Source organism: Bacillota bacterium (assembly GCA_040754315.1).
Lineage (GTDB): Bacteria > Bacillota > Sulfobacillia > DUSP01 > JBFMCS01 > JBFMCS01.
Genome location: JBFMCS010000051.1, coordinates 103723 through 130717, shown reverse-complemented (window position 1 = coordinate 130717; position 26995 = coordinate 103723). Strand labels below are relative to the sequence as shown.

Below are 26995 nucleotides of genomic sequence, written 5' to 3'. Positions count from 1 at the left end.
ATCCCCTCCCTAGCCCAGTTCCACCTTGAACTCAGTTGGACCTGACGCCGGTGACTGGATGGCCTTCAAGGCCATTTCCACGCATCTTCTTCGAAAGGCCCTCTCCCTGTCGGGCGGAAGCTCCGGGTTACCCGTGGGATGCGGGATCCCGCCTCCCACGACCACCCTGCTGGCACCCACCGAGAGCGCAACCGAGGGTATCGCCGTTATCAGGGCTGAGGGAATGCCAGCACGTTCCGCCTCTTTGGTCATCGTTGCCACGCAACGAGTGCACGTCCCTCACGTGGATGTGAAGATTGCTGCGCTCACCCCTGCGCTATTCAGCTCCTGTGCTATGCCCTCCCCTATTCGCTTGGCATTGGCCACGTTGGTGCCGATACCAACGGTAACGAAGAACCTCTCGAAGAGCCTCCCGAGGACGCCCTCCCTTTCCAGGTCGCGCATGACGTCCACGGGAACCACCCTGTTGGGGTCCTCGTTCGCCCACAGGCAGTCGAACCCGCCGTGGATCCCCTCATAGTAACCGGGCTCCAGGCGCTCCTGGCAGTCAAGACGATAGGAGGCGTAAGTTGTTGAGAAGGCCTGCTTTAGCCTGTCCGGATTACCCTTGGGCACGATGCCGCCGCCGGTTACCAGGGCTACCGTTAAAGACCTGAGATCCTCCAAGGGCGGCGCCGGGGGCACTACATCGAAGCCCCGCAGCGGTATCTCCGTTGTGAAGGCCTCGCCCCGCAGCTTCTTGTGGATCATTGCCACCAGGCGTTCGGCCGCTGTCTTGTCATCGTACTCGTTGTAGCGGTGACCCGTGGGTATGTACCCCTCAGCCAAGGCTGGCCCCAGGCTACCTTCCCGGACCAGTTTCAGGGCGAGCCGGGCAATCTTTGGCATGACCTTGCCCATCCCAGCGGCCGAATCCCCGCTCGGGACTATGAAGACGGTCTTCTGGTAGATGCCAACGGCTGGGTTATCCTCGGCCATGGCGGTCACGGAGCGGATGCCCTCCCCGGTAGCTGCCTCGCACAGCGCCCCGCAGGCCACTCCGTAACGCCCGGCGCCAAAGGCAGGGCCCGCCACCAGCACGTCCGGCCCGAACCCCTTGACGGCCTCCAGCGCCTCCCGGCATGTACCCTCGAGGTTCTCGCTGAAGTAGTTGTCTCCCGCAATCACTGTCCCGACGATCATGGCGTCGTCTCCAAGGGCTTTCTGGAGGGCCAAGCCTGGTCCTACCGGCCCTTGTCTGGTCGTGACCGGATGGTTTCCCTTCTCCTCTCCCCCGATGCCGCCAAAGAACTGGTTCACGTAGTGCACCACCCTGACTTCTGACACTCTTCTCCCCCCTGAAAGGGCGACTTTGGGGATGCCGGGGCCATGGCCCCGTGCCGCCACTCGAGTGACGGCAGTCCCGGGATCGCCACCCCCATTGACACTGCCGCCGATTGTTCCCGCTCCATCCTAATAGCCCGGCATGCCCCGGGATCCAGGGCCGTTTTCTCTGTGCTCCTTGGCAAGAGCCTCGAGAAAACCTTGCCGCGTCCCTCCGCTAGGGCCTCACCATCTCCCACCCCTTGGAAGACAGCCTGGGCAACTCGAAGGCATAGCCCATCTCCTTGGAGATGGCCGAGGCGCACCGGCACACATAAACCTTGAACCGCTCCATGTCCTCGGACCTGAACCGGACCGTGGGACCGGATACGCTCACCGCCGCCACAACGGAGCCGCGCTTGCCAAAGACCGGAGCCCCGATGCAGTTAGCCCCCAGCTCGAACTCCTCCAGGTCCAGGGTATAGCCCTGGGCCCTTACCCTCTCCAGCTCCGCCTTGAAAACGGCGGGCTCCACGATGGTGTTGGGCGTCAGCCTGCGCAGGCCGTTGCTTTTGATGAATGCCTCGATCTCCTCCTGGGGAAGCCAGGCCATGAGCGCCTTGCCTACAGCCGTTGAGTGAAGTGGCACCCGCCGGCCCACCTCGGTGGACATCCTCAGGAACTGAGAGCCTGGTATCTGCTCGATGTAGATGCCATCCCAGCCATCCGAGACAGCGAGGTTGGATGTCTCCCCCGTGTCCTGGACGAGCCTCTCCAGGTACGGCCTGAGGATCTTCCTCAGCTGTGCGATGTAGGTGACCGCGTTACCCACGTGAAACGCCTTCAAACCCAGCTCGTACTTGCCCCTCTCGCTGTCTTGTCTAACAAATCCCCGTTCTATCAGGGTGTGAAGCAAACGGTGCACCGTGGTGGTCTCGAGCCCGACCGCCTGCGCCAGCTCCACCAGGCCCATGGGCCTGCCTTCAGAGGCTAGGGCCTCCATCAACATGAGCGCCCTGTCTACCGATTGGACACGGTGTCCCCTGGGTCTCGTATCCTCCACCGACACCACCCTCCCCTGTTCGGCCTAGGGCTGGCCACCCTAAAGGTCAAGAGCCCCCAGGGTTTCGGGCAGCGGTACACCCTGTTCGTCCCAGCCCCTCAGGTGGTAGTACTCCTCGATCATGGCCGCCAATTCCTCCCGGGTCAGTGGGGAACCTATATCCGGCCCAACCACTGGCTCGAAGCACCGGTCGGGGAGCCAGTCATCCTGTCGCGTCCAGCCTCCGGCCCTGTTGTAGACGCGCTCGAGGTTCCAGATCCTCTCTCCCAGGGTAAGAAGGCCTTCCTCGCTCATGTCCAGGCCCGTCGCTGCCTTGAGAAGCGCCAGGTAGTGGTCCATCTTGAGCTGGAACTCGGCGAACCGGCAGGATATGAGGGTAAACACAGCGTTCACCTTGTCCTGGATCTCCTTGACAACTGCAGCCTTGCCCTGGGTGCTTTCCATGGGCATAAACCCCATTATCTCGGCGCCAACCGGCGCCCTCTTGTGGCAGGCGCCCCTGTTGGACGTGGCGAAGGCCAGCGCGATGCCCCTCATCCTCGCCGGCATCCAGGCGGCGAACTCCATGCCCTTGACGTGCATGGCGAAGACACCGCTGCCCTGCCCCAGGTGAGCCGAAGCCCTCTTGACCCCTTCCGCCAGGAGGTCGCCTACGCCCTCCCTGCGGGCGATCCTGTGAAGGGCCAGGGTCACAGTGGCCCCATTTCCGAAGCGCAAGGGTTCCTCCCCCAGGGCTCCCTTGGCAAGGATGCCCTTTTCAGCGCACTCCATGGCGAAGCCTATCACGCCACCGGCAGAGATGGTATCCATCCCGTAGTCCTCCGCCAGCTGGTTTGCCAGGGCCAAGGCCTGGGGGTCAGCCAGTGCCAGGTTCGACCCAAGGGAGTACATGGTCTCATACTCTGGACCCCTGAGGCTCGGCCGGCCGAACACCGAGGCGTCCACGGCTCTCACCTGGCCGCAGTGGATTGGGCAGGCCCAGCAGGCATATCTCCTGGACGGGAACAGGGAGAGGTAGGCGTGGGCATCGATGGCCAAAGCCCCTTCGAACGTGGCCTTCCGGTGGTTCTCCGTGGCGAGGGCGTGCTTCTCATTTACCAGGGCCATCCCACTCCCCGTCCCATACCTCGAGAACATGCCCAGGAGGCTCCACTCGTTGGAGGTAGCCTCAGCTAGGGAGGCCCTGGCCTCTTCCACAGCCCGCCGGAACCCGTTCGGATCCCAAAGCCGCGTTGACACATCGCCCGAGAAGGCTACCGCCTTGAGGTTCTTGGACCCCATGACAGCCCCTGCGCCGCCGCGACCGAAGGCCCGGGTTTGAGACATCACCGCGGCGAACCTCACCCGGTTTTCGCCGGCAAGGCCGATGGCAGCCACGCCCACCCGCTTGCCTCCCACGCGGGACCGGATGTAGTCCTCCGCGTCGAGGGCGTGCCTGCCGGCCATCTCCGGGGCCTCCGTCACCTGGGCCCCCGCCGGAGTCACCACAAGGTAGCACAGGCGCGGGGCCCGCCCGGTTACCAGGACACCATCGTACCCGGTGCCCTTCAGCGCCGCGGCAAGGTTGCCGCCCGAGTAGGCGTTGATAACGCCCCCAGTCAGCGGCGACTTCGTTACCAGGACCGTCTGGGCGAAGGCCGGAGCCGTCGTACCGCTAAGGGGCCCCGAGAAGAAGGCAAGGGCGTTCTCAGGCGAAAACGGGTCAGCGCCCGCTGGAACTATTTCCGTGACAAACCTGGTGCTAAGGCCAATGCCACCCACATATCCCGCCAGGCGTTCCTCGCTGACCGGCAGGACCTCACTGTGACCGGATGTCAGATCCACATGCAGCACCTTGTTGTGATAGCCTTCTAGAGGCAATCCTACATCATCCTTTCGTGGCACCCGGCCTCCCCAAAATGCGCCCCGGTCAAGACCGGGCCTGGAAGCCACAGGCTAGTCCAGTGGGTGGGTGCCGCTGTATGCCCTCTCGTAGATAGCCTCTACCTTTGATGGCTGCGGGCAGGCCGGTGACAGGAGCGCCGCCGGAGACCGGAGCGTCTCTTCCACTAGGCCAGGGAGGGCCCTCTCAAACTCTACCCGGCCGAGGCCCGCCGCGGCAAAACCCGCAGGCATCCCTGTTGCCCTGAAGAGGTCCCAGATGGCGGCTGCCAGCGACGCGCAGAGGTCCTCCTCGCTCCCCGAGTGGCCCAGGCGCCTGGCAAGGGTGGCGTACTCGGGGCAAGGACTGTGAAAGCGCATCGTATGGGGCAAGAGAACGCCGCAGACGAGCCCGTGGGGAAGCCCAAACGCAGGGCCCACCTGGTCCATGGCATGGGAGAGGCCCGCGCTGGAACTCGTGATGGCCATCCCCGCGACACTGGCGGCAGCCTGCATGGTCTCCCTGGCCGGGAGGCGATCGCCCCGAGACTCCGACAGCGACTGGGGAAGCGCCTGGAGAATATCTTGGGCAGCGGCGAAGGCCAGGCGCACGGTCAGGGGGCCTGCCTTCCTGGAGACCGCCGCCTCCACGGCGTGAGCCAGCGCGTCAGCACCGGAATTCGCCCTGACAGGGTCGGGCATGGTATCGGCCAGACGCGCATCCAGAATGGCCAAGGTTGGCACGAGCTCATGGGACATCATGAGGCGCTTGAGGCAGGTATCATCATCGATCAAGACGGCCACGCAGGTATTCTCCGATCCCGTCCCGCTGGTGGTGGGAACCGCCACCAGATTCACCCTCCCCAGGACCCCCAGGCCAAAGGGCCTGAAGGCTCGGTCCCAGGCAGCGTCCGGGTACTCCAGGAAGAACCGCAGGGCCTTTGCGGCGTCCATCACGGAGCCGCCCCCGAGGGCCACGATGGTATCCGGCCCGGAGCGGCCGAGCTCAGCCAGGATAGCCTCGATGTCCCCCATCGTGGGTTCCCTCTCCACGCTGCCCACCATGGAGCAGGTGGCACCAGAGGCTTCTATGTGGCGCAGGGTCTCCCCGAGAAACCCTGAGGGTTCCATTGCGGGCACATCCGTGATCACGGCCACGCGCCTAGCGTCAATGCCGGCCAGGTACTCCAGGGATCCGCGCCCCGTAACCAGGGACGGGCACTTCAGCACGGAGTAATCCATCAACAGACCTCCAAGCGTGACTTGGGGCTCCCGCGGGGGCGTCCTCCCGGGGCGCCCCCGCGCCCCGTCTCATCTAGCCCTTTGCGTCTTTGAACAGGTCAGGCTTGGTGACATAACGGAGGCCGAAGTAGACAAGTCCAATCAGGTACCACCAGCCAGACAGCACCAGGGCGTCACGGCCCAGCTGGGAGAGCACGAACACGAGCACCGCCAGGGTCAGCACCTGCAGGGTGTAGCCGCCCGGGGTGACGAAGGTGCCCTGGACGTCCTTGCGATAGACCCTGGAGCCGATAACGCTGAACACCATTATGGCCACGAGGATGCCAAACGTCAGGGAGCCGGTACCTATGATCTGCATGGTGAACCCGGGGAAACAGGCAACGATGGCTGAGGCGATAGCCACTACCGTCAAGGAGAGCACCGGTGTCCTGGTGCTGGGATTCACCGAGGCGAACTGCTTGGGCAGGATGCCCGAGCGGCCGATAGCCAGGAGGGTTCTCCCGGCATCCATGACCATCACCAGCATAGTTGTGGTTATGGCAAGGAGCGCCGCGACGGAGATCAGGGCCATGAGCCAAGGCTTGTCAGGAGCGAAGATCGCTATGGCGAAGTGGAGCGGGGCATAGAAGCCAAAGGATCCCTCTGTTACCTGCTGCCACGGGATGACGCCATAAGTCGAAACCAGGATGAGGGCGTACAGGACCACGGTGGCGATGAGCGCGGTAGCCATGGCCTTGGGTATGGTCTTCCTGGGTTCGCGGATCTCCTCAGCCGCGGCAGATATCGCGATTACCGAGCCATAGGCCAGCATGGAGATGGGGATCGAGGCGTAGAAGCCCTTCACCCCCAGGAAACCCGCGAAGAACGGGCTGAGCATCGCAGGGTTGAAGGCGCCGAACGCGTATCCCACATATACCAGACAGATGATGACCAGCAAGGCAGTGAGGATCAGATTGGTCTTGCCCATGAGTGTGATGCCCAGGACGTTCAGAAGCCACACTAAGGCCACCCATAGCACCCCCAGGGGTACCACGTGGGGCGCAGCCCCCGGTATTATCCCAGAGAGATACTGCGCTATGAAGATGGCCCCGAAGGCAGTACCCAGGACCGTGACGTTTATCCACGACCAGGCTGCCAGCCATGCCCAGAAATCCCTGGTCGCGGCGGTCCTGCCCAGGCACTCCGCCGGGTATACGAAAACCCCTCCGGCCCTGGGGAACTTGGTTGCCATCTCCGCCACGTTCATGGCGTAGAGGAACAGGATGGCACCGCCAACCACCCAGGCCAGGAGCGATGCTGGTCCGGACAGGGAGAAGGTAACCCCCGAGAGGGAGAATATCGCCATACCCACCATGCCACCCACGGCCATCATCACGCAGTCCCAGAAGCCGAGAGCACCCGCCTTTAGTTCCGTACCTCCGTTCTGCTCAGGACCTCCCATGACTCTTCCCACCTTTCAACGTTAGTCACTGGAACACAGGCTCCTATCATGGGACACGAGGCCGTCTACCGGTGCATTCACCTCCCCTGCCACACCTCTTGGCCTCCGTCAAAACGCCTGAGTAAAACCGCCATCAAAAGATGGACTCTCTGGGCTTCAGCCCCGGGCAGCGGTCAGGCCACCGGCACCTTGAGTCCCTGCCCGGCGCCACCGGGCTTGGGCCAGTACCCTCAGGGCTCAGGTCCCCGGAGGATGCTGCTTCCTGGAAAGCCTCTCTCTGCTTGGGGTCCCGGCGAGCGATCAACCCCGCTCTGGACATATGTCAACCCAGCTCGAGCGAGCGCCATCGCCATCCAGGAACACGAACTTGGCGTCCAGCACCCTGAGACCGGCGGGATAGAGGGCTACTGGGTTCAGGTCGATGCTGTCGAGGTCACCCCGCTCCATGGAGATCTCCGATACCACGGCGATGAGCCTTGCCAGCGCATCGAGGTCACACGGGGGGGCACCGCGCCAGCCGGTGAGCAGCGGATAGCCCCTTATCTCAGCAACCATCTTCCTGGCCTCTTCGGCCGACACCGGGCACACCCTGAAGGTCACATCCCTCAGTAGCTCGACGTGCACTCCCCCCAGGCCGAACATGATCATTGGGCCAAACTTGGGATCGTTCATCATCCCTACAATTACCTCAGTGCCTGGAGGCTCTTGGGAGAAGACCCCTATGCCGAGCACCTCCCGGTCAGGAAGGGCGGCCTTTACCGAAGACATAATCTCCTTAAAGGCTGCCTCGACGGCCTGGTCGTCACCGAGGCCGATCCTTACCCCTCCCACATCCGACTTGTGGAGGATCTCAGGGGATAGCACCTTCATGACCACGGGGTAGCCGATCCCCCTGGCTGCGAGGACTGCCTCGGCCGGATCGGTCACCGCCCTCGAGCGCGGTACGGGCACGCCCCTGGACTGCAGCAGCGCCAGGGCCTCCGTCTCCAGGAAAACCTTGGGATGACCTTGGCTCAACGCTCCCAACCTCCCCTTTCTTGGGCCGCCTTGACACCCAGCTGGAAAGCCATGACGTTAGCCTCCAGGGCCTTGGCCGGCACCCGGGATTTCACCGCGCCTAGCAGCGTCTCGGATGTCACGGGCAGGTGGCCCAGGACTGAGAGGGCGCCCAGTATAACCACGTTGGCTGTGCGGGGATTGCCGGCCTCTTCGGCTAGGGTGACGGCATCTATGCAGAATACGGACGCCCCCAGGGACCGCAGGCTGTCCTCAATCTCGTTCATTTCCGGGTACCTGGCAGCGCCTATGTTCACGTCCATGGGGTAGATGCGCCCTGTGTTACAGAGCACCTCAGTGTCCCCCTTCGCCCAGCGCCAGCCGACCCGCAGCGCCTCCAGGGGCTCCAGCGCCGCTATGACATCGGCCTTACCCGAGGGAACCAGCGGGCTCTTCACATCACCTATGCGCACGTGGGACATGACGGCCCCCCCGCGCATCGCTGCGCCGAAGGTCTCCCCCACTCGCACGTTCAGACCGGCCTCTATGACGGCCTCGGCCAGGATGTGGGACATGATGATGGTGCCCTGCCCACCCACGCCCGAAATGATTACCTCCAGAGCCATCAGCCTTTCACCCCTTCTACTATGGCAGACGACGGGCATACCTGCTGGCACATGCCGCAGTCCACGCATGCCAGAACATCTATGGACGCTTTTTTGTCCCTGAACACCAGGGCCGGGCAGCCGAGCCCTAGGCAGATCCTGCATCCAATGCAGATCCCCTCATCGACCCGGGTTTCGGCCCTCCCGGGACGCACCCTCCGGGCCACCTGCAGGGCACACTCCCTCTCCACCAGCACCAGGGAGAAACCGTCCGAGGCCAGGGCCTCTTCGACCGCCCTCTCCACTTCTGGGAGATCGTAGGCGTCGACCCTGCGGGTGTCCCTTACCCCCAGGGCACCCGCCACGGCCTCAATATCCAGGACAGGGACCTGCCTGTCAACGGCGTTCCGCCCCGTGCGTGGGCTGGGTTGGTGCCCCGTCATGGCTGTCCAGCGATTGTCCAGCACCACGAAGGTAACATTGGCATTGTTCACCACCGCGTTGGCCACGGCGGGCAACGTAGCGTGGAAGTAGGTGCTGTCTCCGGCAACAGCCAGGATCTTCCCCTGGTGACCCCCGTGGAACTGGCCTTGGGCCAGGCCTATGCCGCTCCCCATCACGTGGATGGTATCCAGGACCTCATAGGGAGAGGTCACCTTGTGGATCTTCTCCGGTTCATCGCTAACGGCCACCGAGCAGGAGAAGAGGCCGTACCCGCCCTGTTCATAGCACCCGATATCTCCGTTGACTACCGGGGCGATCCTCTCCTTACGGAGTGCCCGGCTGATCCCCCAGTAGGCGCCCAGATGCCCGCATCCTGGGCAGAGGGCTGAGGAACGTGGCGAGACCAGCTGCCGAACCTCCTGGCGGCGGCCCTCCAGGCTGTCGGCGGGCGATGTCCAGTTCACGAGTCCCGCCAGTGCCCCGGCCACGAGGTCAGGGTCCAGCTCCCCGCAGGCGGGCAGCTGGCCGTCGCCCTTGCCCCAGACCTCCACGGTGGCGCCCTCCTCGTGGGCCAAGGCCTTCACCTGCTCCTCCACAACCGGGTCTCCCTCCTCAACAACCAGCACTCGCCGGCAGCCCCTGAGGACCTTCCTCACCATGGACACCGGGAGCGGCCAGGGCACCCCGATCTTCAGGAGGGTGATCTCCCCCTCCAGGCTCAAGGCTTTTACCTGGTCCAGGACGTACGCGGCACCCAATCCCGATGCGATGACCCCGTATTCCCCCCCGGGCCTGATCTCGTTGAAGGGGGAGCGCTCACTCCATTCCAATGCCAGCGGTATACGCGAGTGAAGCCAGCGATGCTTGGATACCGGCCCTGGTGGCCCGTAGACGTTGAAACGGTATGGGACTTTCCAGTGCTTGTTGAAGCCTATGGCGCCTTCCCTGGGGCCCGGCAGGCCGCCCATCTCGACGTCTCCGGAGGCGTGCGATATGCGAGTCACGGACCTCAGGAACACTGGTATTTCCAGCCGTTCTGAGAGCTCCAGGGCCACCCGGGCCATCTCCTTGGTCTCTGGCTGGTCCATCGGCTCCAGGACCGGTATCTCGGCGTACCTCCCCAGAACCCGAGTGTCCTGTTCGGTGGAGGAGTAGTGAGCGCCGGGGTCGTCCGCGACCACCACCAGGCAGCCTCCCCTGATGCCTCCGTAGGGAACAGTCATGAAGGTGTCCATGGCCCAGTTAAGCCCCGCGTTCTTCATGGCCACAAGCGAGCGCCTGCCCACCAGCGACGCCCCCACGGCCACCTCCATCGCTATTTTCTCGTTGGTGCTCCACTCCACGTAGATTCCCAGTTCCTCGGCAACACCGGACAGCGCCTCAAGCACCTCTGAACTGGGCGTCCCAGGATACGCCGCGGCCACCTCCAATCCGCCTTCAAGGGCTCCCCGCGCTATTGCCTCATTGCCCATGAGGAGCACACGTTTGCCCGGTTCTCTCATCGCCAACGGGTTCACCAAGTCTAACCTCCCTTGGATGCCTCAGTGCTTGGCCTTCACAGTGTGAGGCCAAAGGCCCTAACGGCCCTTTCAGGGGTGGGAAACACGGGGATACCCAGGCGTTGGATGAGCCGGGTCTCTTCCTTCTCGACGTCCCCTCCCCCAAGATAGCTGATGACCAGGGGTTTCTGGGTAATGCTACTAACCCTCTCTATCACCGACGACGCCCCCGCAATGGGATCGCCGAAGATGACCACGCAGGCGTCAAAGACATCAGGCCTATCCATGACCATATCCAGCACCAACCCGTACCTTTCGGCGTCAGCGTCACCCGTCAGGTCCAGGGGGTTACCCACGACACAGTGGCCCGGCAGTCTGGATGCGAGGTCCCAGGATAGGTCCTCGGGTAAAGAAGGCACCTCGAGGCCCGCCATCTCAGCCGCGTCCGTCGCAAGTATGCCGCTGCCACCGGAACTGGTGACAACGAAGAGCCGCCTTCCACCGGGCCTCTTCAGGGCTCCCAGGGCCTTGCCCGCGTCGTAGAGCTGGTCGATATCCGAGACCTGACTTACCCCAGACTGGCGGCACGCAGCGGTGAAGGCCTCATCGCTTCCCGCCACAGACCTGGTGTGGGACTGGGCCGCCCTGCGTCCCGCCCTCGTCTTGCCCCCCTTTAGGACCACCACGCCCTTCTTCCCGGATGCCTCCCTGGCAGCGGCCATGAAGGCCCGCCCGTCAGTCACACCCTCCAGGTACATGCAGATCACCTGAGTGGAGACATCATCAGCGAAGTACCTGAGGAGGTCCACCTCGTCCACATCAACCTTGTTGCCCAGGCTGACGAAGGCGGAGAACCCTATCCCCTCCTCCTCGGCCCGCATGGCCAGGGCGGCGCCGATGGTCCCGCTCTGGGAGACGATGGCCATGGGCCCCTTCTTGGTGATGAGCGGCCAGGACGCGCACAGCCCTGCCGGCGTGTAGTTGACCCCCTGGCAGTTCGGTCCAACGATCCTCACGCCGTGCCGGCGTGCGGCCCGGACTAGCTCGGCCTCAAGGCCCTCCTCGCCTATCTCCCGGAAGCCCCCGCTAATAACAACCGCCGCCCCCACGCCCTTCTCGCCGCACTCCTCGATGACGCCGGGCACAAGCCTTGATGGCACGCACACGACGGCCAGGTCGATATCTCCAGGCACTAGGGATACCGAGGGGTAGGCCTGAAGACCCAGGATCTCCGAGGACCCCGGGTTGATGGGATAGACCTGCCCGGTGTAGCCCCCGCCGATCATATTGGCCAGTATGGTGTGGCCCGTCTTGGCGGGATTCGCGGACGCGCCCACAACGGCTACCGATTGGGCGTTAAAGAGCCTTCCCAGCGCCATCACGAAGGGCCTCCCCCGAAGCAGTCGTGGAGTATTGCCATGCGCGGACAGGCCTGGCGGCAAAGACCGCACCCGTAACACGCCTCGTTATTGATGACCATGATGCCGTCAATGTGGATGGCCTGGTATATGCAGGAATCCTTGCACCTCCCACAGGCGTTACAGCGTTCCTCTATGACCTGGGGGATTCGGGGCTCCGTCATGACGTGGGTACCCAGGGCCTTTCGAGCTTCCAGCCTTTTTGTGGTCAGGCCCCTGACGTCCTCCAGGGAAGCCTCCCTGGCCTCGAGGCTCTCCTCGAGGCCCTTGAGGATCTCTGAATAGGCTCTCGGACCTCTCAGGTGCCCGCTGGTGCATGCCCCGACCGCCTTGGCCCCGACCATGAAGTACTCCAGGGCATCCTGTGCGGAGGAAACCCCGCCCACCCCGATGACATCTATGTCCACGTTCATGGCGACCTCCAGGCACATGCGCAGGGATATGGGCTTCAGGGCGCCCCCTGTGAGCCCGCCGACACCCCTGGGCCCGCCCAGGAGGGGCTCACCCGTCTGGACGTCAACAGCCAGGGCAGGGCCGAGGGCGTCGGAGCAGGCCACCGCGTCCGCCCCTCCCTCCTTCGCGGCCTTCGCCCAGTCCACCGTGTTGTTCAGGAAGATGGCGCTCAGCTTGGCTATGAGGGGGAGCCCCGTGCGCTCCTTGACAGTCCGCAGTATCCCCACGTAGGGACTGGGGTCCTCTATCGCCGGGAGGTCGATGACCAGCCCGGGGAACATGGCCTCAAGGATCTCCTTCATGTGACAGCAGATCGTCGGGATCTCGATGATGTCGGCCCCCGCCAGGGCGGCTCTCTCGGCCAGGTCCGCCGTTTCCTCCGCCGTTACCCCCGCCAGGTTGGCGATAACGGTGACTCCCGCTCGCTTGGCTTCGGGTATGTCCACGCCAAACCACTGGTCGGGCCCTGTGGTGGAACCGAAAACGCAATTGAGGAACCCCCCGGGCACCCGTGCAAAGCAGGGTAGGACATCCTTGGCTGGCTGGGACACAATCGTCTTGGTTGTGACGGCTCCCGGCCCGAAGGACGCCACGTGAGCCATGGTCCGACTGTCCCGGCCGTGCGCACCTGCCGCGACGATCAGCGGGTTCTTCAGCCTGAGGCCTCCTATATCAACGCTGAGGTCCATTCCTACGCCTCCCCGCTCATGTGTCAGCCGCCCGCGGCCGCCATGAGCATGATGACTTCATCGCCGTCATTCAACTGTTCCGGACCCGATACGTTGGGTAAAGGGCGGCCGTTCAGGAAGACCCTGAGGTTCGGCCTGATGCCTTCCCGCCCGTCCAGCACAACCTGGGCCAGGGCCCCCCTCTCTCTGACCAGGTGGTCCAGGAGGTCCGCGAAGGTGGCCGGAGCGGCCAGGGTGACCTCCGCGTCGTGGCCGCCCAGGGCAGACCAGATGAGGTTATAGCCTTTGACCTTAACCCTGATCAGATCAGGCAAGCAAGACGCCCTCCCTCTCCAGGCACTCCATGGCGAAGTCCAAGCCCAGCCTTCTGAGCGTATCCCTCTCGGGAAGGCCCCTTTCGGGATCCCATCCCCTGAGTCGGTAGTACTCCTTTAGCATCGCGTCAAGGTCGACGACCCTGCCCGTGGCGGTGCCCGACTGGGCCGGTTCCTCTGTGAAGCGCCTGGGCAGGCGGTCATCGGCCCTGCTGATACCAAGCCGGACGTTGTAGAGGCGCATGAGATTGTAGATGCGCTCCCCGGTAGCCCTCAAGGACGCCTCGTCCACCTCCATGCCGGTGGCGTACGCTAGTCCCATGGCCTCTTCGGGCCAGTATATCTCGGCAATGACGAAGGCCCCTCCGATCTTGCAGTGGCCCGCCGAATCAACGACCGCGGCGTAGTCCTCCCCGTCCTTCACCACCATTGCCTTGTGCCGGGAGGAGTGGGGATCGATGAGGTCGGGCATGTACTGCTCCCCGTAACGCCCTATGGCCTTGGACGGGAACCCGGTCTCATCGATGGTGGGGTACGCTTTCAGGTGGTCGGCACCCCTGGCAGACGTGACGTGCGCAAGCCCCATCGACTGCTGGGCCCTGCCGTCCTGGCAGGCAATCTCCTGTCCCTTGACCTCCATGGCGTACCCCTCGGAGCCCCGGCCGATCCTCTGGGCCATCCTGCGTACCCCTTCCGCCAGGAGATCGCCGATGCCTTGCCTGGCAGCGATCCGCTGGAGTAGGTCCAGCACCAGGCGGGCATCCCCCCACCGGGGCTCTAGCCCGTCGATATCAGAGGGGCTCACTATGCCCCTGTCGAAGATCTCCATGAGAAACGAGATGGTCCTTCCAGCGGAGATCACGTCCATGCCGAGCTCGTCACAGAGGCTGTTGGCCTTCACAACCGCGTCCAGGTCATCCACCAGGACCCCGGCGCCCAGCGCCCCGAGGACCTCGTACTCCAGGCTCGTTGACCGGGTCCCCGCGAACGGGCCGCTCCTTACGTGGAACATCTTGTCGCAGCCGACTCCGCAGGAGAAACACGCCAGGTGCTTTACGAAGTGGGCCTTCAGCGCCTCGCCGCCGATCTTATCGTGGTGCTCGAAGGAACCCAGCTGGAAGTTCTTCGTGGGGAAACGCCCGGTCATGTTCACCAGGGGGGTCAACCCCGGCGAGCCGTACTCGTGCACGACGCCGTAGAGTTTGTTCTCGCGAATGGCCTTGTGCATCTTTAGGCTAAGATCATAGAAGAGGTCGGGTCTAGCCAAGGTAACTCCGCCGAAACCCCTGACAGCGATGGCCTTGAGGTTCTTGCAGCCCATGACGGCACCCATCCCCGACCGCCCAGCTGACCGCCCGCTGGAAACCAGGATGGAGGCAAAGCGCACGAGGTTCTCGCCGGCAGGCCCTATCGTGCAGGTCTTCACATCGGGGTCCCCCAGCTGGGCCGCTATTGCCTTTTCAGCGCTCCTGGCACCCATACTCCAGAGGTGGCCGGCATCCCGGATCTCGACCCCCCTCGGAGTGATGGACAGGAAGACGGGCGCTTCGGCCCTCCCTGTGATCACCACCATGTCAAACCCTGCGTACTTCAGCTCGGGGGCAAAGAAGCCCCCGCTGTTGGAATCCCCGTAGATGCCCGTGAGCGGTGATTTGGCGATCACCTCGAGTCTCCCTGCTCCTGGCCACGTTGTGCCAGAGAGAGGGCCAGAGGCGAATACCAGGCGATTGCCCGGGTCAAGGGCATCAACCCCTGGCCCTGTCTCGTCCCACAGCACCCGCACCCCGAACCCGTTACCCCCCAGGAAGCCCCGGGCTAGTTCCTCTGGGGTCTCCTCGACGCTCACCTTGCGGTCCGTCAGGTCCACCCTAAGCACCTTGCCTGCGTATCCTTGGTACTTCAACGCGCCTCACCCCCCGGAAAGATCTCGGGATGGGACAGCGCCCTGGCTACTTGCGACCGTCGCCGGTGCGCAGCCGCCTCCTGCTCATCCTGGTACCGGATGGCCGAGGCCGGGCAAATCTCAGCACACCTGGGCGACCCGTCGCAAAGGTCGCACTTGGATGCCACGCGTGTCCCCCGGTCAACACAGGCAGCGCCAAAGGGGCATGACACCTGGCACATCCCACATCCTATGCAGCGTTCGGCGTCAACCACCATGGCACCGGTGTCCTCTCGGCGCGTTATGGCCTCAACGGGACACGCCGAGGCACATGCCGGCTTTTCACACTGCAGGCAGGTGAAGGGAAGGTAGAAGCCGGTATCCTCCCACTTCACCACCGTTATCCTCGAGCGTGCCGGGTGCATGGTCTTCCCTACCCGGAAGGCGCACGCCAGCTCGCAGAGCCTGCAGCCAGTGCAGAGATCCGGATAAGAGACTAAGGCCTTCACCGTTCGTCCCACCTTCCCTGGTCTGGCCGCAACTCAGGCCTGACCCTCCTCCAGGTACCGGCACAGCTGGTCTATTCTCCAAGCCGGGTCTATCCCGAGACGCTCCACCGTCCTGCCGGTCAGGAAGTAGTCCTCGCCATTTAGAACCGAGGCCATCACGGACAGGGCCCTCGAGACCGGGGTCGGAACCCCGAGCATCTCTCCGAGGGAACAGAAGGTGACGAGCCCGTACGGGATGTCCTCGACCAGGTGCCGTGACATGAGTGAATAGGGGCCCTCGCAGACCTCCAGCTTCTCCGTGTGGATAGCCTCAAACAGCGGCAGAACCCTGCCCTCCTTGCCCCTGGGGTTGAAACCGACGTGGTTTATCTCCTCCTCAAGGGTGTAGGCCTTGATGCCCAGGGCCCTGGAGAGGGCAATCCTCTCCCTGTCCACCGCTTCGATTACCCTTACCACAGCCTCGGGGTTCTCCGAGGGCCCGAACAGGTGGAAGTCCTCCTGCCCGTAGCCGGAGGCTATCCTGGCAGCGTTGCATATCATGGGAGGCGGGTGCGTGATGGCGTTGTAGTCCACCAGGATGGTCTCCAGGACATTGGCGGCCTTCCGGATGGAGTACTCAGGGTAGAGATCCCCGAAGGCGGCCACCACCTCCCCGGTGCGCCGGGAAGGGAAGGCCGCTGTTATGAGCTCGACCGTGGGGGATTCGATCCTGACCTGGTGCTGGCCAAGGCGAGTGGCACCGTAGGGAAGTGTGTTGGTCTCTCCCAGGATGGGGAGGACCGCGCCGGCCTCCCGGAGCGCCTTGGCGTAGACTAGAGAGCCGCCCCCTTTCCCCAGGGTGCAGACTACCTGTCCCTCCTCGATGGTGTTCGCCACAAGCTGGGCAAAAACCCTGTAGGCGAAGATGGGCACGGGGTTTAACACCACATCGGCCCCGGTCACCGCCTCGGCGGCATCGGAGGTAACCAGCGAGAGGTGAGCCCTGCCCACCGGCCTGCCATCGATGTTAACGACGTCGATGTAGGGATCGTCGATAAGGGGCCTCAAGCGCTCAGCGTGAGAGGGGGCCTCCGCCAAGCGCACCTCGTGACCCCTTAGGGCAAGGTCCGCGGAGCACGCGTACCCCCCGTTTCCGGATCCCAGAACCGCTACCTTCAAGACGTAACCCCCCTTCCGGCCATCTTCGTCCTCAGCTCGGCTGTCCCGGACTCATCCACACTGCCGTCGGGCTCTAGAACTACTCCGTAGTCTCGCAGGGCCGACTCGGGCAAGATGAAACCGCACTTGACATCGTAGGCAACCCTCTCGGGATCCCTTTCCAGGGGGTCCCCCCAGCCCCCGCCGCCCGAGGACCTTATGGAGTAGGTGTCGCCCTTCGCCAGGCTGCTCATGCCCTTGGCGGGGAGATCCTCCTCTTTCCCGGTGCCCTCGTTCACCATGGGCCTGTTGGTCGAGCCAGGCCGGCCCCCGTACAGGCCGTATGGGGGGGTTACCTTGCCATCGCCGAACATGATCAGGGAGGGGCTCTCATCGTAGAACCGGATCCTGTAACGAACGCCCAATCCTCCGCGGAACTTGCCCGCCCCTCCTGAATCCGTCTCGAACTCGTGGTACTCGGTGATCTGCGGGTAGTCCACCTCGTTGGACTCAATGTTGGGGGCAGTCAGCCCTCCGAGGTCAATGCCATCGCCCACATAGCTCAGGCCGTCGGCGTGGGGCAGCGCCCCTCCGCCGCCCATCCCGCAGAACGCGTACTGCACGTAGAACTCGCCGTTCCGGGGGTCTATCCCCGCGATGGACGGCCCGCACCACCGGTTCCAGCCAGCGGGCGCCCTGTCGGGCAGGGCCTTGGACAAGGCTATATACATAGCCTCCAGTATGGCGCAGGCCGTGTCCAGCGTGGCGCTGGCGACTGGGGCCGGCGGGACGGGGTTGACAAGACAGCCCTCCGGCGCCGTGATGCTTATGGGGGCGTAGGCGCCTTCGTTGTGGGGCACGTCCCCCCTGGCGGTGGTCAGGACAGACACGTAGACAGAGGTACAGGAGTTGGCGAATGGGCTGTTGATGAAGCCCTCTGTCTGCGGGTCGGTACCCGCGAAGTCCACATACATCCTGTCCCCGTCTATAGTGACGGTGACCTTCACCCTTACCTGCGTGCGCCCGTGACCGTCGTCGTCGAGGAAGGTCTCACCCTCGTAGACGCCGTCCGGCATTGCCTCGATCTCCTGGCGCATCCTCATCTCGGCGTACTCCTGTATCCCGTCAAGGATCTCCTTGAGTGCCGGGACACCGTATTTCGCTGCCATCTCCTCCAGCCGGCGCTCGGCGACGCTGCAGGAGGCAACCTGAGCCTTGATGTCGCTGAGGAAGAGGTCTGGCATGCGCGTGTTCATCCTGACCATCTCCAGGACATCGCTGATAGGCTTGTCATTCCGGTAGATCCTGAGCGGGGGTATGCGGATACCCTCATGGAAGATCTCCGTCGCAAGAGGGCTGTAGCTGCCTGGGGACAGGCCGCCCACATCGGCGTGGTGCGCCCTGTTGACCCCCATGAACAGCAGTTCACCCTCATAGAAGATGGGCTTTATCACCGTGACGTCAGCCAGGTGGGTGCCGCCGTTATAGGGGTCATTGATGACGAACACATCCCCTGGAGAGATGTCCCCCTTGAAGGTGTCGGATATGGCCTTGGCAGCCATCATGGACGACGCCGTGTGGGAAGGCACGCCATCCACCTGGGAGATGATCCGCGGCACCCAATCGCATATGGCGCACGAGAAGTCGTGGACCTCGGCGAAGATGGGGGACCTCGATGTCTTGACCATGGTGATCCCCATCTCCCTGTTGATCGCCTGCAGGCGGTGGAATACCACGGACATGGTGATGGCATCCGCGGCTCCCTGGAACCTAGCCTTCGCTCCTCTAGCCATTCTGGGCCACCTCCACCAGGACATTGCCGTAACGGTCCAATCTGGCCACATCCTTGGGAAACAGTACCACGCTGGTGGTCACCATCTCGATGATGGCGGGCCCCTCCACCGTGTTGCCGGGCCTGAGCCTGTGGCCGTCATAGAGCGCTGTGGGGACAAGTCCCCCTGCCTCCACGAAGTAGGCGTCACGCCTGCCCTTGAAGGATGCCGAGGCATCCGGGCCTGTCTCGGGCGCAGACGCCAGGGGCGTCTTGGGCACCTCGCCGATGGCGGTGACCCTCAGGTTTACAACCTCGATCTCGTTGCCAGGCTCTGAGTAGGTGTAGAGCCGTTCGTGCACCTGGTGGAAGGCCTCGGCTATCGCCGGGGCTGCCTCGGGTCCGAGCCAGCCTCCCGGCACACCCACTGTCACCTCATGGTGCTGGCCCACGTATCTCATATCCATGAAGCGTTCCATTCTGATGCGCTCCGGGGGTACCCCCTCATCCTCGAGGGTCCTTTTGCCTTCCGTCTCCAGCTGGTCCACAAGGCTTCTGGTGGTCTCCCAGTCCAGCTGGGAGAGCACACCCTTCATCGTCCGGACGTAGTCGTGTTTTAGGTCGGACTCCAGCATACCCAGGGCGCAAAACACCGATGCCGCCATGGGCACGATGATTCTCCCTATCCCGACCTCCCTGGCAAGCATGGAGGCGTGGACTGGTCCAGCCCCGCCAGCAGCCACCAGGGCGCACTCCCTGGGGTCATGGCCCCTTTCAAGGCTGACCACCCGTATCGCATCGGCCATATTGCTATTGACAACGGAGAATATGCCGTGAGCCGCCTTGACCACATCAATGTCCAGCGGCTCAGCGATGTGCCTCGTGATGGCCTCCCGTGCCGTCCTGGCGTCGAGCCTCATCTCCCCTCCCAGGAAGAAGTCGGGGTTGAGGTACCCCAGGACGAGGTTTGCATCGGTCACGGCAGGCCTCGTGCCGCCGCGGCCGTAGCATGCCGGACCCGGGACGGCCCCGGCGGACAGGGGACCCACCTTCAGGAGGCCGCCCTCATCGATGTGAGCGAGGCTCCCGCCCCCGGCGCCAACGGTATGGATGTCTATGCTGGGGATGGCGATCCTGTATCCTGACACCCAGCCATCAAGGGTGATGGAGAAGTCGCCGTCCTTGATGAGGGTCACATCGAAGCTGGTACCCCCCATATCCGTGATTATCAGGTCCTTGATGCCCAGTATCTCGGAGAAGAAGCGACCCCCAACGGCCCCTGCTGAGGGCCCAGACAGCAGGGTGGTCACGCCGTGGCCGATGGCGTAGTCGGCGGACATGACCCCACCGTTGGACTCTGTCACCAGAAAGTCCCTGGGAAGCCCGCTTTCCTTGAGCTGGGCCTTGAGGTTCGCTAGGTAACTGCCCAGAACCGGGGATACGTACGCGTTAACGACGGTTGTCGAGGTTCTCTCGAATTCCCGGATCTGCCTGAGGACATCAGAGGAGAGAGATACGTGGGCCTCCGGCCACTCCTGCCGGATGATCTCACCTATCTGCTCCTCGTGCGTGTCGTTGACGTAGGAGAACAGGGTACACGCGGCAACCGATATGACGCCCTGATCCCGGAGGTAGCGCGCGGCCTCCCGGACCTCTCGTTCGTCCAGGGCCTCGATGACCTCCCCGTCCCACGCTATCCGCTCTCGGACACCCACCCTGAGATAGCGCGGGACGATCATGGGGGGCCGCGCCTCGGACAGGTTCCAGATGTCGTTCTTGTGCGCCCTGAACATCTCCAGCGCATCCCTGAAGCCCTTGGTGGTGATGAGGCCGGTCTTGGCACCCTTGTACTGGATCATCGTGTTAGTAGCCACCGTTGTGCCGTGCACAAGGATCTCGATGCGCCCCAGGAAGTCGCCAAAGGGGTGGCCGTAAAAGGACGCCGCCTTCCTAATGCAGTTCATCAGCCCTATTGACGGGTCATGAGGCGTCGACGGATCCTTGAAGATCTCAATGTGACCCTCATCGTCTACCACAACAGCGTCGGTAAAGGTCCCACCAATGTCTATGCCCACCCTGTAACCGGACACTTGGACACCTCCCAGTCAATCAATGGCGCCAGCGCGCCGCCAGAGGGCACTAGACCTCTCGATACACCTGCGGGTGACCTTCTCTTCGTCAACGGTCACCACGCGCCCCTGGTCCACAACGACCCTCCCGTCAACAACCACCGTCTCCACGTCCCGGCCGTTCACGTCGGACACCATGAAGGGCATCAGGGTCGCCGGGATCACGGGGGTCGGCCCCTGGGGTTTGACGACGATCAGGTCAGCCCGCTTGCCCACCTCGAGGGAACCCACCTCGGCATCGAGACCCAGGGCTCTGGCTCCCTTGGAGGTCACCATCTCCAAGGCCTGGTTTGGGGGAACCAGCCCGGGGTTCTGCCGGTGAACCTTGTGGATCAGGTACGCCGCCCGGAGGTACTCGAAGGTGTCCAGGGTGAAGAAGCAGTCGTGACCGATGCTCACGGTTATCCCCCGGTCAAGCATGTCCGGGATGGGAGATACGCCGTTACCCCCGAGCATGTTGCTCATGGGCGTGTGGGCCACCTTGACGTCGGATGCAGCAAGGAGGTCCATCTCTTCCTCATCCAGGTGGATGCAGTGAACCGCCAGGACGTCAGGGCCAAGGCAACCCAGTTGGTCCAGGAGCCGCACGGCTGTGGTCCCCCGCGTGGCAACGGTCAGGCTAGGGGGGATCTCAGAGACGTGAATGAAGATACCTGCGCCGTTTTCACCGGCCAGCTGCCTGACCACCTGGATCATCTGGGGGGAACAGGTATCGACGGTGTGTAGGCCAAATCGCCCCCGGATCCTCGATGCTGGGGTGTTTCGCTCCTTCACGAACCTCAGGTTCTCCTCGATCCCCAGGCGCCCGTTCTCCTGGCTTATCCTCTCGGTGGCCTCAAACGCCACGACGGCCCTCAGCCCGATCTCCTCCAAGGCCCTGGCGCTGGCGTCAAGGCATCCCGGAAGCGCCATGGGCGCCTCCACCATCTCACCTACGCAGGTCGTCCCTGCCTTCAGCATCTTCATGGAGGCAAAAAGGGTCGTCCAGTATATGTCCTCGGGCGTTGTCTGGTCCTCGATATCAGGCCACCACCACTTGGTCAGGAGGTCCATGAAGTCGTGGAACTTGGAGAAGTCCACGGGCATGTTATGGCCAACGACACTGGGCATGTGGGTGTGGGAGATGACCAGACCCGGAAACACCACACGGCCGGATGCCTCCACAACCGTCTGGGCCTCGTACCTATCCTCCAGTTCCCTCCTGGAGCCAATCTCAACGATGATCCCGTGGTCCAGGGCGATGGCGCCGTCCGGAATGGTGGTGTACGCCGGGTCCATGGTCCCCACGAGCCCGCCAAGGATCAAGAGGTCTACTGTCTTCTTCATATCACTCACCCCATGAGCAGCGCCAGCAGTGCCTTCTGGACGTGGAGCCGGTTTTCGGCTTCATCGAAGATGATGGACCTCGAACCGTCGAGCACCTCATCGACTACCTCTTCGCCCCTGGCCGCAGGCATGCAGTGCATGATCAGACCCGCCGGATTAAGAAGGTCCACGACGTCGGGAGTTACCTTCCAGTGCTGGTACTTCTCGGGGAACTCATTATGGGGGGCCGGTGCGGCGAAGTGGGTCTCTATTCCCTTCCGGAAGACCTCGGGTGATACCCAGCTGTAGATGTTCAGGAAATCGGCGCCCCTGGCCGCCCCCCTCATGTCATGCACGATATTTATCTCCGAGCCGTACTTGGACGCCTCGGCCCTCGCCGCCTCCAGCTCCTGGTCTAGAGGCTCGTAACCCTCGGGGCACGCGATGACGAATTCCATGCCCAGCTTGGCTGCTATGTGCATGCTGGAGTTCACCAGACCGATCGGGGGATTCGAGTGGCGCCAGGCCCAGGTAATGACGTACTTCAGGCCTTCAAAGCGCCCCCGCTTCTCCAGGACGGTCTGGAAATCAGTCAGCGCCTGGCAGGGGTGTTCATAGTCATTGGATGCATTGATGACGGGGATCCGCATCTTCTCAGCCCCTTTAACCAGGTCGTCATGTGACATGACCCTGGCGGCAAGGGCATCGGCGTACCGGTCAATGGTGCCGCAGGTATCCAGCCAGCTCTCTTCCTTGGCCTTGCCTGCCCAGTACCTGTCCGTACCCAGGTAGATGGCGTGGCCCCCCAGCTTGGTCATGGCTGTCTCGAAGGATATGCTGGTCCTGGTCGAGGGGATCTCGAAGATCATGGCCAGCACCTTGTTCTTCAGGATCTCCTGGATCTCGCCGCGTTTCTGGGCCATCTTAAGGTCTGTGGTGGTACCGAATATGAATCGGAGGTCCTCAAGCGTCAGGCCCTTCGTGGACAACAGGTCGCTCCCTTTCAGATGGTTCACTCGCATGGCCCTCCCTTCCATGTTTGAACAGAGTTCCGCAATGCGGAAATCTCTCCCGCTTCGTGAACATCTTTCTATGCGATCCGCCCGATTCCTTCAGGACGATGCGAAAACATGGATCAAAACCCTGGAATCTGGGCAGTGCATTCGGTGCTACTGCAGAGTGAGGTGGTATGATCGGTGGAGGGCGAGCCCATACAGAATGGGCCGGCATAAGGCAGTCTCGGCAAGGCCAGGCGGAGTCCCTGAGCTCAGGTCCATGACCGCCTTAGGGATGTTTGCTCCTGTTGCGCGCCGTGATACTTGCCTTTTCTGCCCGCTTTCTTTCTGAATCTTGCTGCTCGTTCGCTACACGGCTCCCGCATGGGATGCGCCGTTTTTTGGGAACCGCGTAGGCTGCGGCCCCGTTTGAACTCCTGTTGCTTCAGCCTGACTCTATCGGGGTGGTTAAGGGCCTTGTGTTCCAGTTATTGCTGCATCTTCTGTTGTGGGTATATGTGCTGGGATGCTCGGGTCCTGCTTGCAGTGCGATAGGCTTCAAGCCGCTCACTCCCCAGAAGAATGTTTCACGTTGTGCTGTTATTGTGCGTACGGGTACAACGAGGGGACGAGGAGGTGAGGTTGGCGAAGACGGCAAACATCAACATTCGCATTGACCCGGAAGCAAAAAAGAAAAGCAGAACAGCTTTTCGCCAAATTTCAGCATTACTGTAACCGGTGCGGTGAACATCTTCCTGCATCAGTCCTTAATGGTAGGCGGCCTGCCTTTTGAGATGAAGCAGCCCATCTATAGTGCTGAAACCGAAGCAGCCATACAGGAAGTAAGAGCTATTGCTGGCGGAAGAATCCCAGCGAAATCCTACGCTTCGGCTCGTGAACTGTTCGAGGAGCTTAACGCGAATGTCGGGACCCGGGGACCTGACTGAGACAGGACTGAAACGAACCGTGTTCTGCCTACCGAGGCACTTCCCTGTAATACACCTACAGGCCAGACAGTCCGTGAACCGGGTCCCCCAGCGCCCGCCTCTGCCACTCCTCGAATTCGGAGAGGATGAGGGATGCCTCCCTGAACCTGACGCTGTCGCACAGATCCCGCCTCTCTTCAGGCTCAACGGCCCTTAGGGCCCACGGGCCCGTGCCCTCCTTCAGCACCAGGCCAAGTTCAATCAGTACCTCGAGGCCATAAACCAGGGCCCTCGCAGGCTTGCCCGGGAGCATCCTTGCGATGTCCTCTGGCCACCGGTAGGCAACCGGTCCACGGTCCCTTATGACAGTGTACAGGCTCACCAGGAGCGCCCGGCCAGGCATCGCGGCGCGTACCATGGCATCCGCCCTGGCGGCATCCTCAGCGCTGTATAGCAGGTGCACCCGGGCATCTGGGAGCGCGAGGGCGGACGTGAAACGAAACTCCGCCGGCCCCAGGGGCATGTCCCAGAAGACAACCTCTATCCCCTTCGAGGGCAGTCCCTCGGCTCCTGTGCCCACCAGGACAGCGATGTGTCCTTCCGAGAACTCCGCCGCCAGCCTGCCTCTGGCCTTCGCCCCCAGGCCAGGGTGATAGTACATCGCCTCCAGCCCTTTGGGCTTCAGTACCTGGCGCAACGCCTTTGCCACCTGGCCGGATCTGGAGGGAGTGTTCGTGTAGACGAAGCACGGTCCCTGCATGGCTAGGCTCTCCACATAGGCTGCCCGGTTTGTGTTACGCTTGGCATCCACAACAGTAACGTCGGGACCCACCTCTTCCCACGCCCACCTGCCTTCGGACAAGGTTTCCACCTCAAGACAGCCGGGGAACGCCACCAGGGCAGGGTTCGTCCATGTCCTAGGGCAGGCGCGCCGCCACTGGCGGTAGAGCTCGAATGATACCACGAGCACTTCGTAGTTATCTGGAGGCGTCACCGGCTCAAGGCCGTGGCAGGCCTGCACCGCACGTTCGCTGTGAGCTATAGCGAGGTGATGGGCCCACCATACCACCTGCCGCGCACCTGCCAATACTACCAGCGTGCGGCCCGGAGCCTCCCGAGCCAGCCTTTCCATAATCGGCCTTATGTCCTGGACCCGCCATGAGGCATCCTGAGGCACTGGACCACCAGGGGGAAACCGGGGTGGCCTTGGCACAGGGGCCATCAACGGCACCTCATCAGGCAAAGCAACCAGCACCCGGTGGCCGAAAAACCGGTGATACTCCCCGGATCTGAGCCAGTCATGGGCCCAGCCCTCCCAGGCCCGCAGGTCTTCAACTATGGCCCTGGGGCGCTTCCGGCCGCGCCAGGTGTCCTCCTCCAGCCTCACTAGGAAGTCACAGGGGGCATCAAGGGTATCCCGGGCCCCGGCCATTCCGAAGGCTACGGCATCCAGGCTGACCGAGCCTTCCTCGTCCGTAAGCCTCATCTGCAGGTGGCCCCCGTCCTTGCCCACGGGCCTCACAGACCAGGCCCACGCCCCTACCGCCAGGAGCGGCCTGGGGTTTCCGTGCCCGAAGGGAGCCAGCGCCCCCATCTCAGCGGCTAGATGGGATGTCATCTCCCCCAGGGAGACCCTGGCATCCGCCAGAACCTCCCTGGGGCGCGCAGGGGGGGCCAGCTGGCCTAGTACCCTCCTGAACTGGTCCACTTTGTCCTCCCTGAGTTCCACACCTATGGCCTGGGAGTGGCCCCCCAGTCTCAAGAGGGTTTCCGAGGCGCGCCCCGCCAGGTCTAAGAGGTCTACCCCGGGCACGCTCCGCCCGGACCCCCGCCCGATGCCGTCTTCCAGAGATACCAGTATGCAGGCCCTGTTGTGGACCTGGGCCAGTCGTGCGGCGACTATGCCGAGCACCCCTCGGTGCCACCCCCAGGACGCCAGCACCACAACACCGTCCAGGAGGGACGGGTCAAGGCTCAGGATGTGGCCGGCCTCCTCGAGTATGATGCTCTCGGTGGCCTGCCTCTCCACATTGAGCAGTTCAAGCTGGGCCGCCAGGTCCTTCGCCCGCTCATCGTCGGAGGTGAGCAGTAGATCCAGGGCCGGCTCGGGGCTGCCCATCCTACCTGCAGCGTTGAGCCTTGGCGCCAGGCCAAACCCAACACTGTACTCGTCCACTCCCTTCGAGCCCGCCACTTTAGCCAGGGCTTGGAGACCTACCCTGAGGGATTGCCCCATGGCCCTGATGCCCTCGCACGCTATAATCCGGTTGTCCTCGAGTAATGGAACCTGGTCCGCCAGGGTTCCCAGGGCGGCCAGGTCCACAAGGGACATCACCATGTCATCTCCCCCCGCTCCCAGCAGCCCCCGGGTAGCAAGCGCCCTGGCCAGCTGGAAGGCAATCCCCGCCCCGCAAAGCCCCTTGAAGGGGTAGGCACACCCCTCCTGGAGCGGGTTTATCACGCACGCCTCCGGCAGCGGTCCTACCACCTGGTGGTGGTCGGTTACTATCACATCCAATCCCAGGGACCGGGCAAGGCGGACCTCCTCCGCCGCCCCTATCCCCGTATCCACCGTCACCATGAGGGATGCGCCCCGGCCCGCCACGGCCTCCACCGCCTCTCGATGGACGCCGTATCCCTCATCCAGGCGGTGGGGTATGTACCAGGACACCCCCACACCGAGGCTACTGAACACCTGGACCAGCAGGGCCGTGGCGGAGAGACCGTCAACATCGTAGTCCCCGTAGATCGCCACGTGCTCTCCTGATTCAAACGCTTTCTCAAGGCGTTTCACGGCCACGGGCATCCCCTTCATATCGAAGGGATCCCCCAGGTAGCGAGTATGGGGATCGAGGAAGCGGCGAGCCGCCTCGGGATTGGCAATACCGCGGCTGGCCAGGATCTGGGCAGTGACAGGGTGAATGCCGAGGCTATGCGAAAGGGCGCTCCCCTCATCACATCCGGGAAGCACCCTCCATGGAACTCTCTCCCGGTGCCTGCGCGGGAAGAATGAAG

General features: G+C 63.2%; 19 protein-coding genes and 1 pseudogene. 1 reads left to right on the top strand and 19 read right to left on the bottom strand.

Annotated elements, in window-relative coordinates; all coding sequences use genetic code 11:
• Positions 1-9: 9 nt before the first annotated feature.
• From AB1576_11300 to AB1576_11215, 18 genes are all read right to left on the bottom strand, one after another.
• Complete coding sequence (locus AB1576_11300; protein MEW6082331.1) at positions 10-1308, bottom strand: glycine/betaine/sarcosine/D-proline family reductase selenoprotein B; 1299 nt, start codon at positions 1306-1308, stop codon at positions 10-12.
• Between the two features lie 232 nt (positions 1309-1540).
• Complete coding sequence (locus tag AB1576_11295) at positions 1541-2365, bottom strand: IclR family transcriptional regulator (GenBank protein MEW6082330.1); 825 nt, start codon at positions 2363-2365, stop codon at positions 1541-1543.
• A 39-nt stretch (positions 2366-2404) separates the two neighbouring features.
• Complete coding sequence (locus AB1576_11290) at positions 2405-4225, bottom strand: aldehyde ferredoxin oxidoreductase family protein (protein MEW6082329.1); 1821 nt, start codon at positions 4223-4225, stop codon at positions 2405-2407.
• A 75-nt stretch (positions 4226-4300) separates the two neighbouring features.
• A complete protein-coding gene (locus AB1576_11285) occupies positions 4301-5467 on the bottom strand; it encodes an iron-containing alcohol dehydrogenase (GenBank protein MEW6082328.1) in 1167 nt (388 codons plus the stop codon).
• Between the two features lie 73 nt (positions 5468-5540).
• Positions 5541-6908: an APC family permease gene (locus tag AB1576_11280; protein ID MEW6082327.1), complete on the bottom strand. Its 1368-nt coding sequence runs from the start codon at positions 6906-6908 to the stop codon at positions 5541-5543.
• A 300-nt stretch (positions 6909-7208) separates the two neighbouring features.
• Positions 7209-7925 (bottom strand): acetate--CoA ligase family protein, encoded by a 717-nt coding sequence (locus tag AB1576_11275; protein ID MEW6082326.1) that lies wholly within the window; start codon positions 7923-7925, stop codon positions 7209-7211.
• On the bottom strand, positions 7922-8530 hold the full coding sequence (locus AB1576_11270) for an indolepyruvate oxidoreductase subunit beta (GenBank protein ID MEW6082325.1): 609 nt from the start codon (positions 8528-8530) through the stop codon (positions 7922-7924). Before AB1576_11270 ends, AB1576_11275 begins: the two co-directional genes overlap by 4 nt.
• Positions 8530-10470, bottom strand: a complete 1941-nt coding sequence (locus AB1576_11265; GenBank protein MEW6082324.1) for a thiamine pyrophosphate-dependent enzyme — start codon at positions 10468-10470, stop codon at positions 8530-8532. Before AB1576_11265 ends, AB1576_11270 begins: the two co-directional genes overlap by 1 nt.
• 38 nt (positions 10471-10508) lie before the next feature.
• Positions 10509-11831 carry a CoA-binding protein gene (locus AB1576_11260; GenBank protein ID MEW6082323.1) on the bottom strand — a complete coding sequence of 441 codons (1323 nt, stop codon included), beginning with the start codon at positions 11829-11831 and terminating at the stop codon, positions 10509-10511.
• Positions 11831-13012: a 4Fe-4S binding protein gene (locus AB1576_11255; protein ID MEW6082322.1), complete on the bottom strand. Its 1182-nt coding sequence runs from the start codon at positions 13010-13012 to the stop codon at positions 11831-11833. Before AB1576_11255 ends, AB1576_11260 begins: the two co-directional genes overlap by 1 nt.
• A 23-nt stretch (positions 13013-13035) precedes the next feature.
• On the bottom strand, positions 13036-13326 hold the full coding sequence (locus AB1576_11250) for a MoaD/ThiS family protein (protein ID MEW6082321.1): 291 nt from the start codon (positions 13324-13326) through the stop codon (positions 13036-13038).
• Positions 13319-15229, bottom strand: coding sequence for an aldehyde ferredoxin oxidoreductase family protein (locus tag AB1576_11245; GenBank protein ID MEW6082320.1), 1911 nt, complete (start codon positions 15227-15229; stop codon positions 13319-13321). Before AB1576_11245 ends, AB1576_11250 begins: the two co-directional genes overlap by 8 nt.
• Positions 15226-15717 (bottom strand): 4Fe-4S dicluster domain-containing protein, encoded by a 492-nt coding sequence (locus AB1576_11240; protein MEW6082319.1) that lies wholly within the window; start codon positions 15715-15717, stop codon positions 15226-15228. The genes AB1576_11245 and AB1576_11240 overlap by 4 nt, the downstream gene beginning before the upstream one ends.
• A 33-nt stretch (positions 15718-15750) precedes the next feature.
• Positions 15751-16875: an NAD/NADP octopine/nopaline dehydrogenase family protein gene (locus tag AB1576_11235; protein ID MEW6082318.1), complete on the bottom strand. Its 1125-nt coding sequence runs from the start codon at positions 16873-16875 to the stop codon at positions 15751-15753.
• Complete coding sequence (locus AB1576_11230) at positions 16872-18647, bottom strand: hydantoinase B/oxoprolinase family protein (protein MEW6082317.1); 1776 nt, start codon at positions 18645-18647, stop codon at positions 16872-16874. The genes AB1576_11235 and AB1576_11230 overlap by 4 nt, the downstream gene beginning before the upstream one ends.
• Positions 18640-20715: a hydantoinase/oxoprolinase family protein gene (locus AB1576_11225; GenBank protein ID MEW6082316.1), complete on the bottom strand. Its 2076-nt coding sequence runs from the start codon at positions 20713-20715 to the stop codon at positions 18640-18642. The genes AB1576_11230 and AB1576_11225 overlap by 8 nt, the downstream gene beginning before the upstream one ends.
• Before the next feature lie 15 nt (positions 20716-20730).
• Positions 20731-22080, bottom strand: coding sequence for an amidohydrolase family protein (locus AB1576_11220; GenBank protein MEW6082315.1), 1350 nt, complete (start codon positions 22078-22080; stop codon positions 20731-20733).
• A 5-nt stretch (positions 22081-22085) separates the two neighbouring features.
• Entirely contained in the window at positions 22086-23075 is a 990-nt protein-coding gene (locus tag AB1576_11215; GenBank protein ID MEW6082314.1) for an ornithine carbamoyltransferase, read from the bottom strand.
• Positions 23076-23696: 621 nt separating this feature from the next.
• On the opposite strand from AB1576_11215, the pseudogene AB1576_11210 reads away from it, so the two are divergent.
• Positions 23697-24001: pseudogene (locus tag AB1576_11210) on the top strand (type II toxin-antitoxin system RelB/DinJ family antitoxin).
• A 55-nt stretch (positions 24002-24056) separates the two neighbouring features.
• Here AB1576_11210 and recJ read toward each other — a convergent pair.
• Entirely contained in the window at positions 24057-26951 is a 2895-nt protein-coding gene (gene recJ, locus AB1576_11205) for a single-stranded-DNA-specific exonuclease RecJ (GenBank protein MEW6082313.1), read from the bottom strand.
• Positions 26952-26995: the final 44 nt, after the last annotated feature.

Coding starts and splice junctions, on each gene's coding strand:
- AB1576_11285 (MEW6082328.1), bottom strand. CDS start 5,467: ATGGATTACTCCGTGCTGAAGTGCCCGTCCCTGGTTACGGGGCGCGGA.
- AB1576_11255 (MEW6082322.1), bottom strand. CDS start 13,012: ATGGACCTCAGCGTTGATATAGGAGGCCTCAGGCTGAAGAACCCGCTG.
- AB1576_11270 (MEW6082325.1), bottom strand. CDS start 8,530: ATGGCTCTGGAGGTAATCATTTCGGGCGTGGGTGGGCAGGGCACCATC.
- AB1576_11220 (MEW6082315.1), bottom strand. CDS start 22,080: ATGAAGAAGACAGTAGACCTCTTGATCCTTGGCGGGCTCGTGGGGACC.
- AB1576_11230 (MEW6082317.1), bottom strand. CDS start 18,647: ATGGCTAGAGGAGCGAAGGCTAGGTTCCAGGGAGCCGCGGATGCCATC.
- AB1576_11260 (MEW6082323.1), bottom strand. CDS start 11,831: ATGGCGCTGGGAAGGCTCTTTAACGCCCAATCGGTAGCCGTTGTGGGC.
- AB1576_11280 (MEW6082327.1), bottom strand. CDS start 6,908: ATGGGAGGTCCTGAGCAGAACGGAGGTACGGAACTAAAGGCGGGTGCT.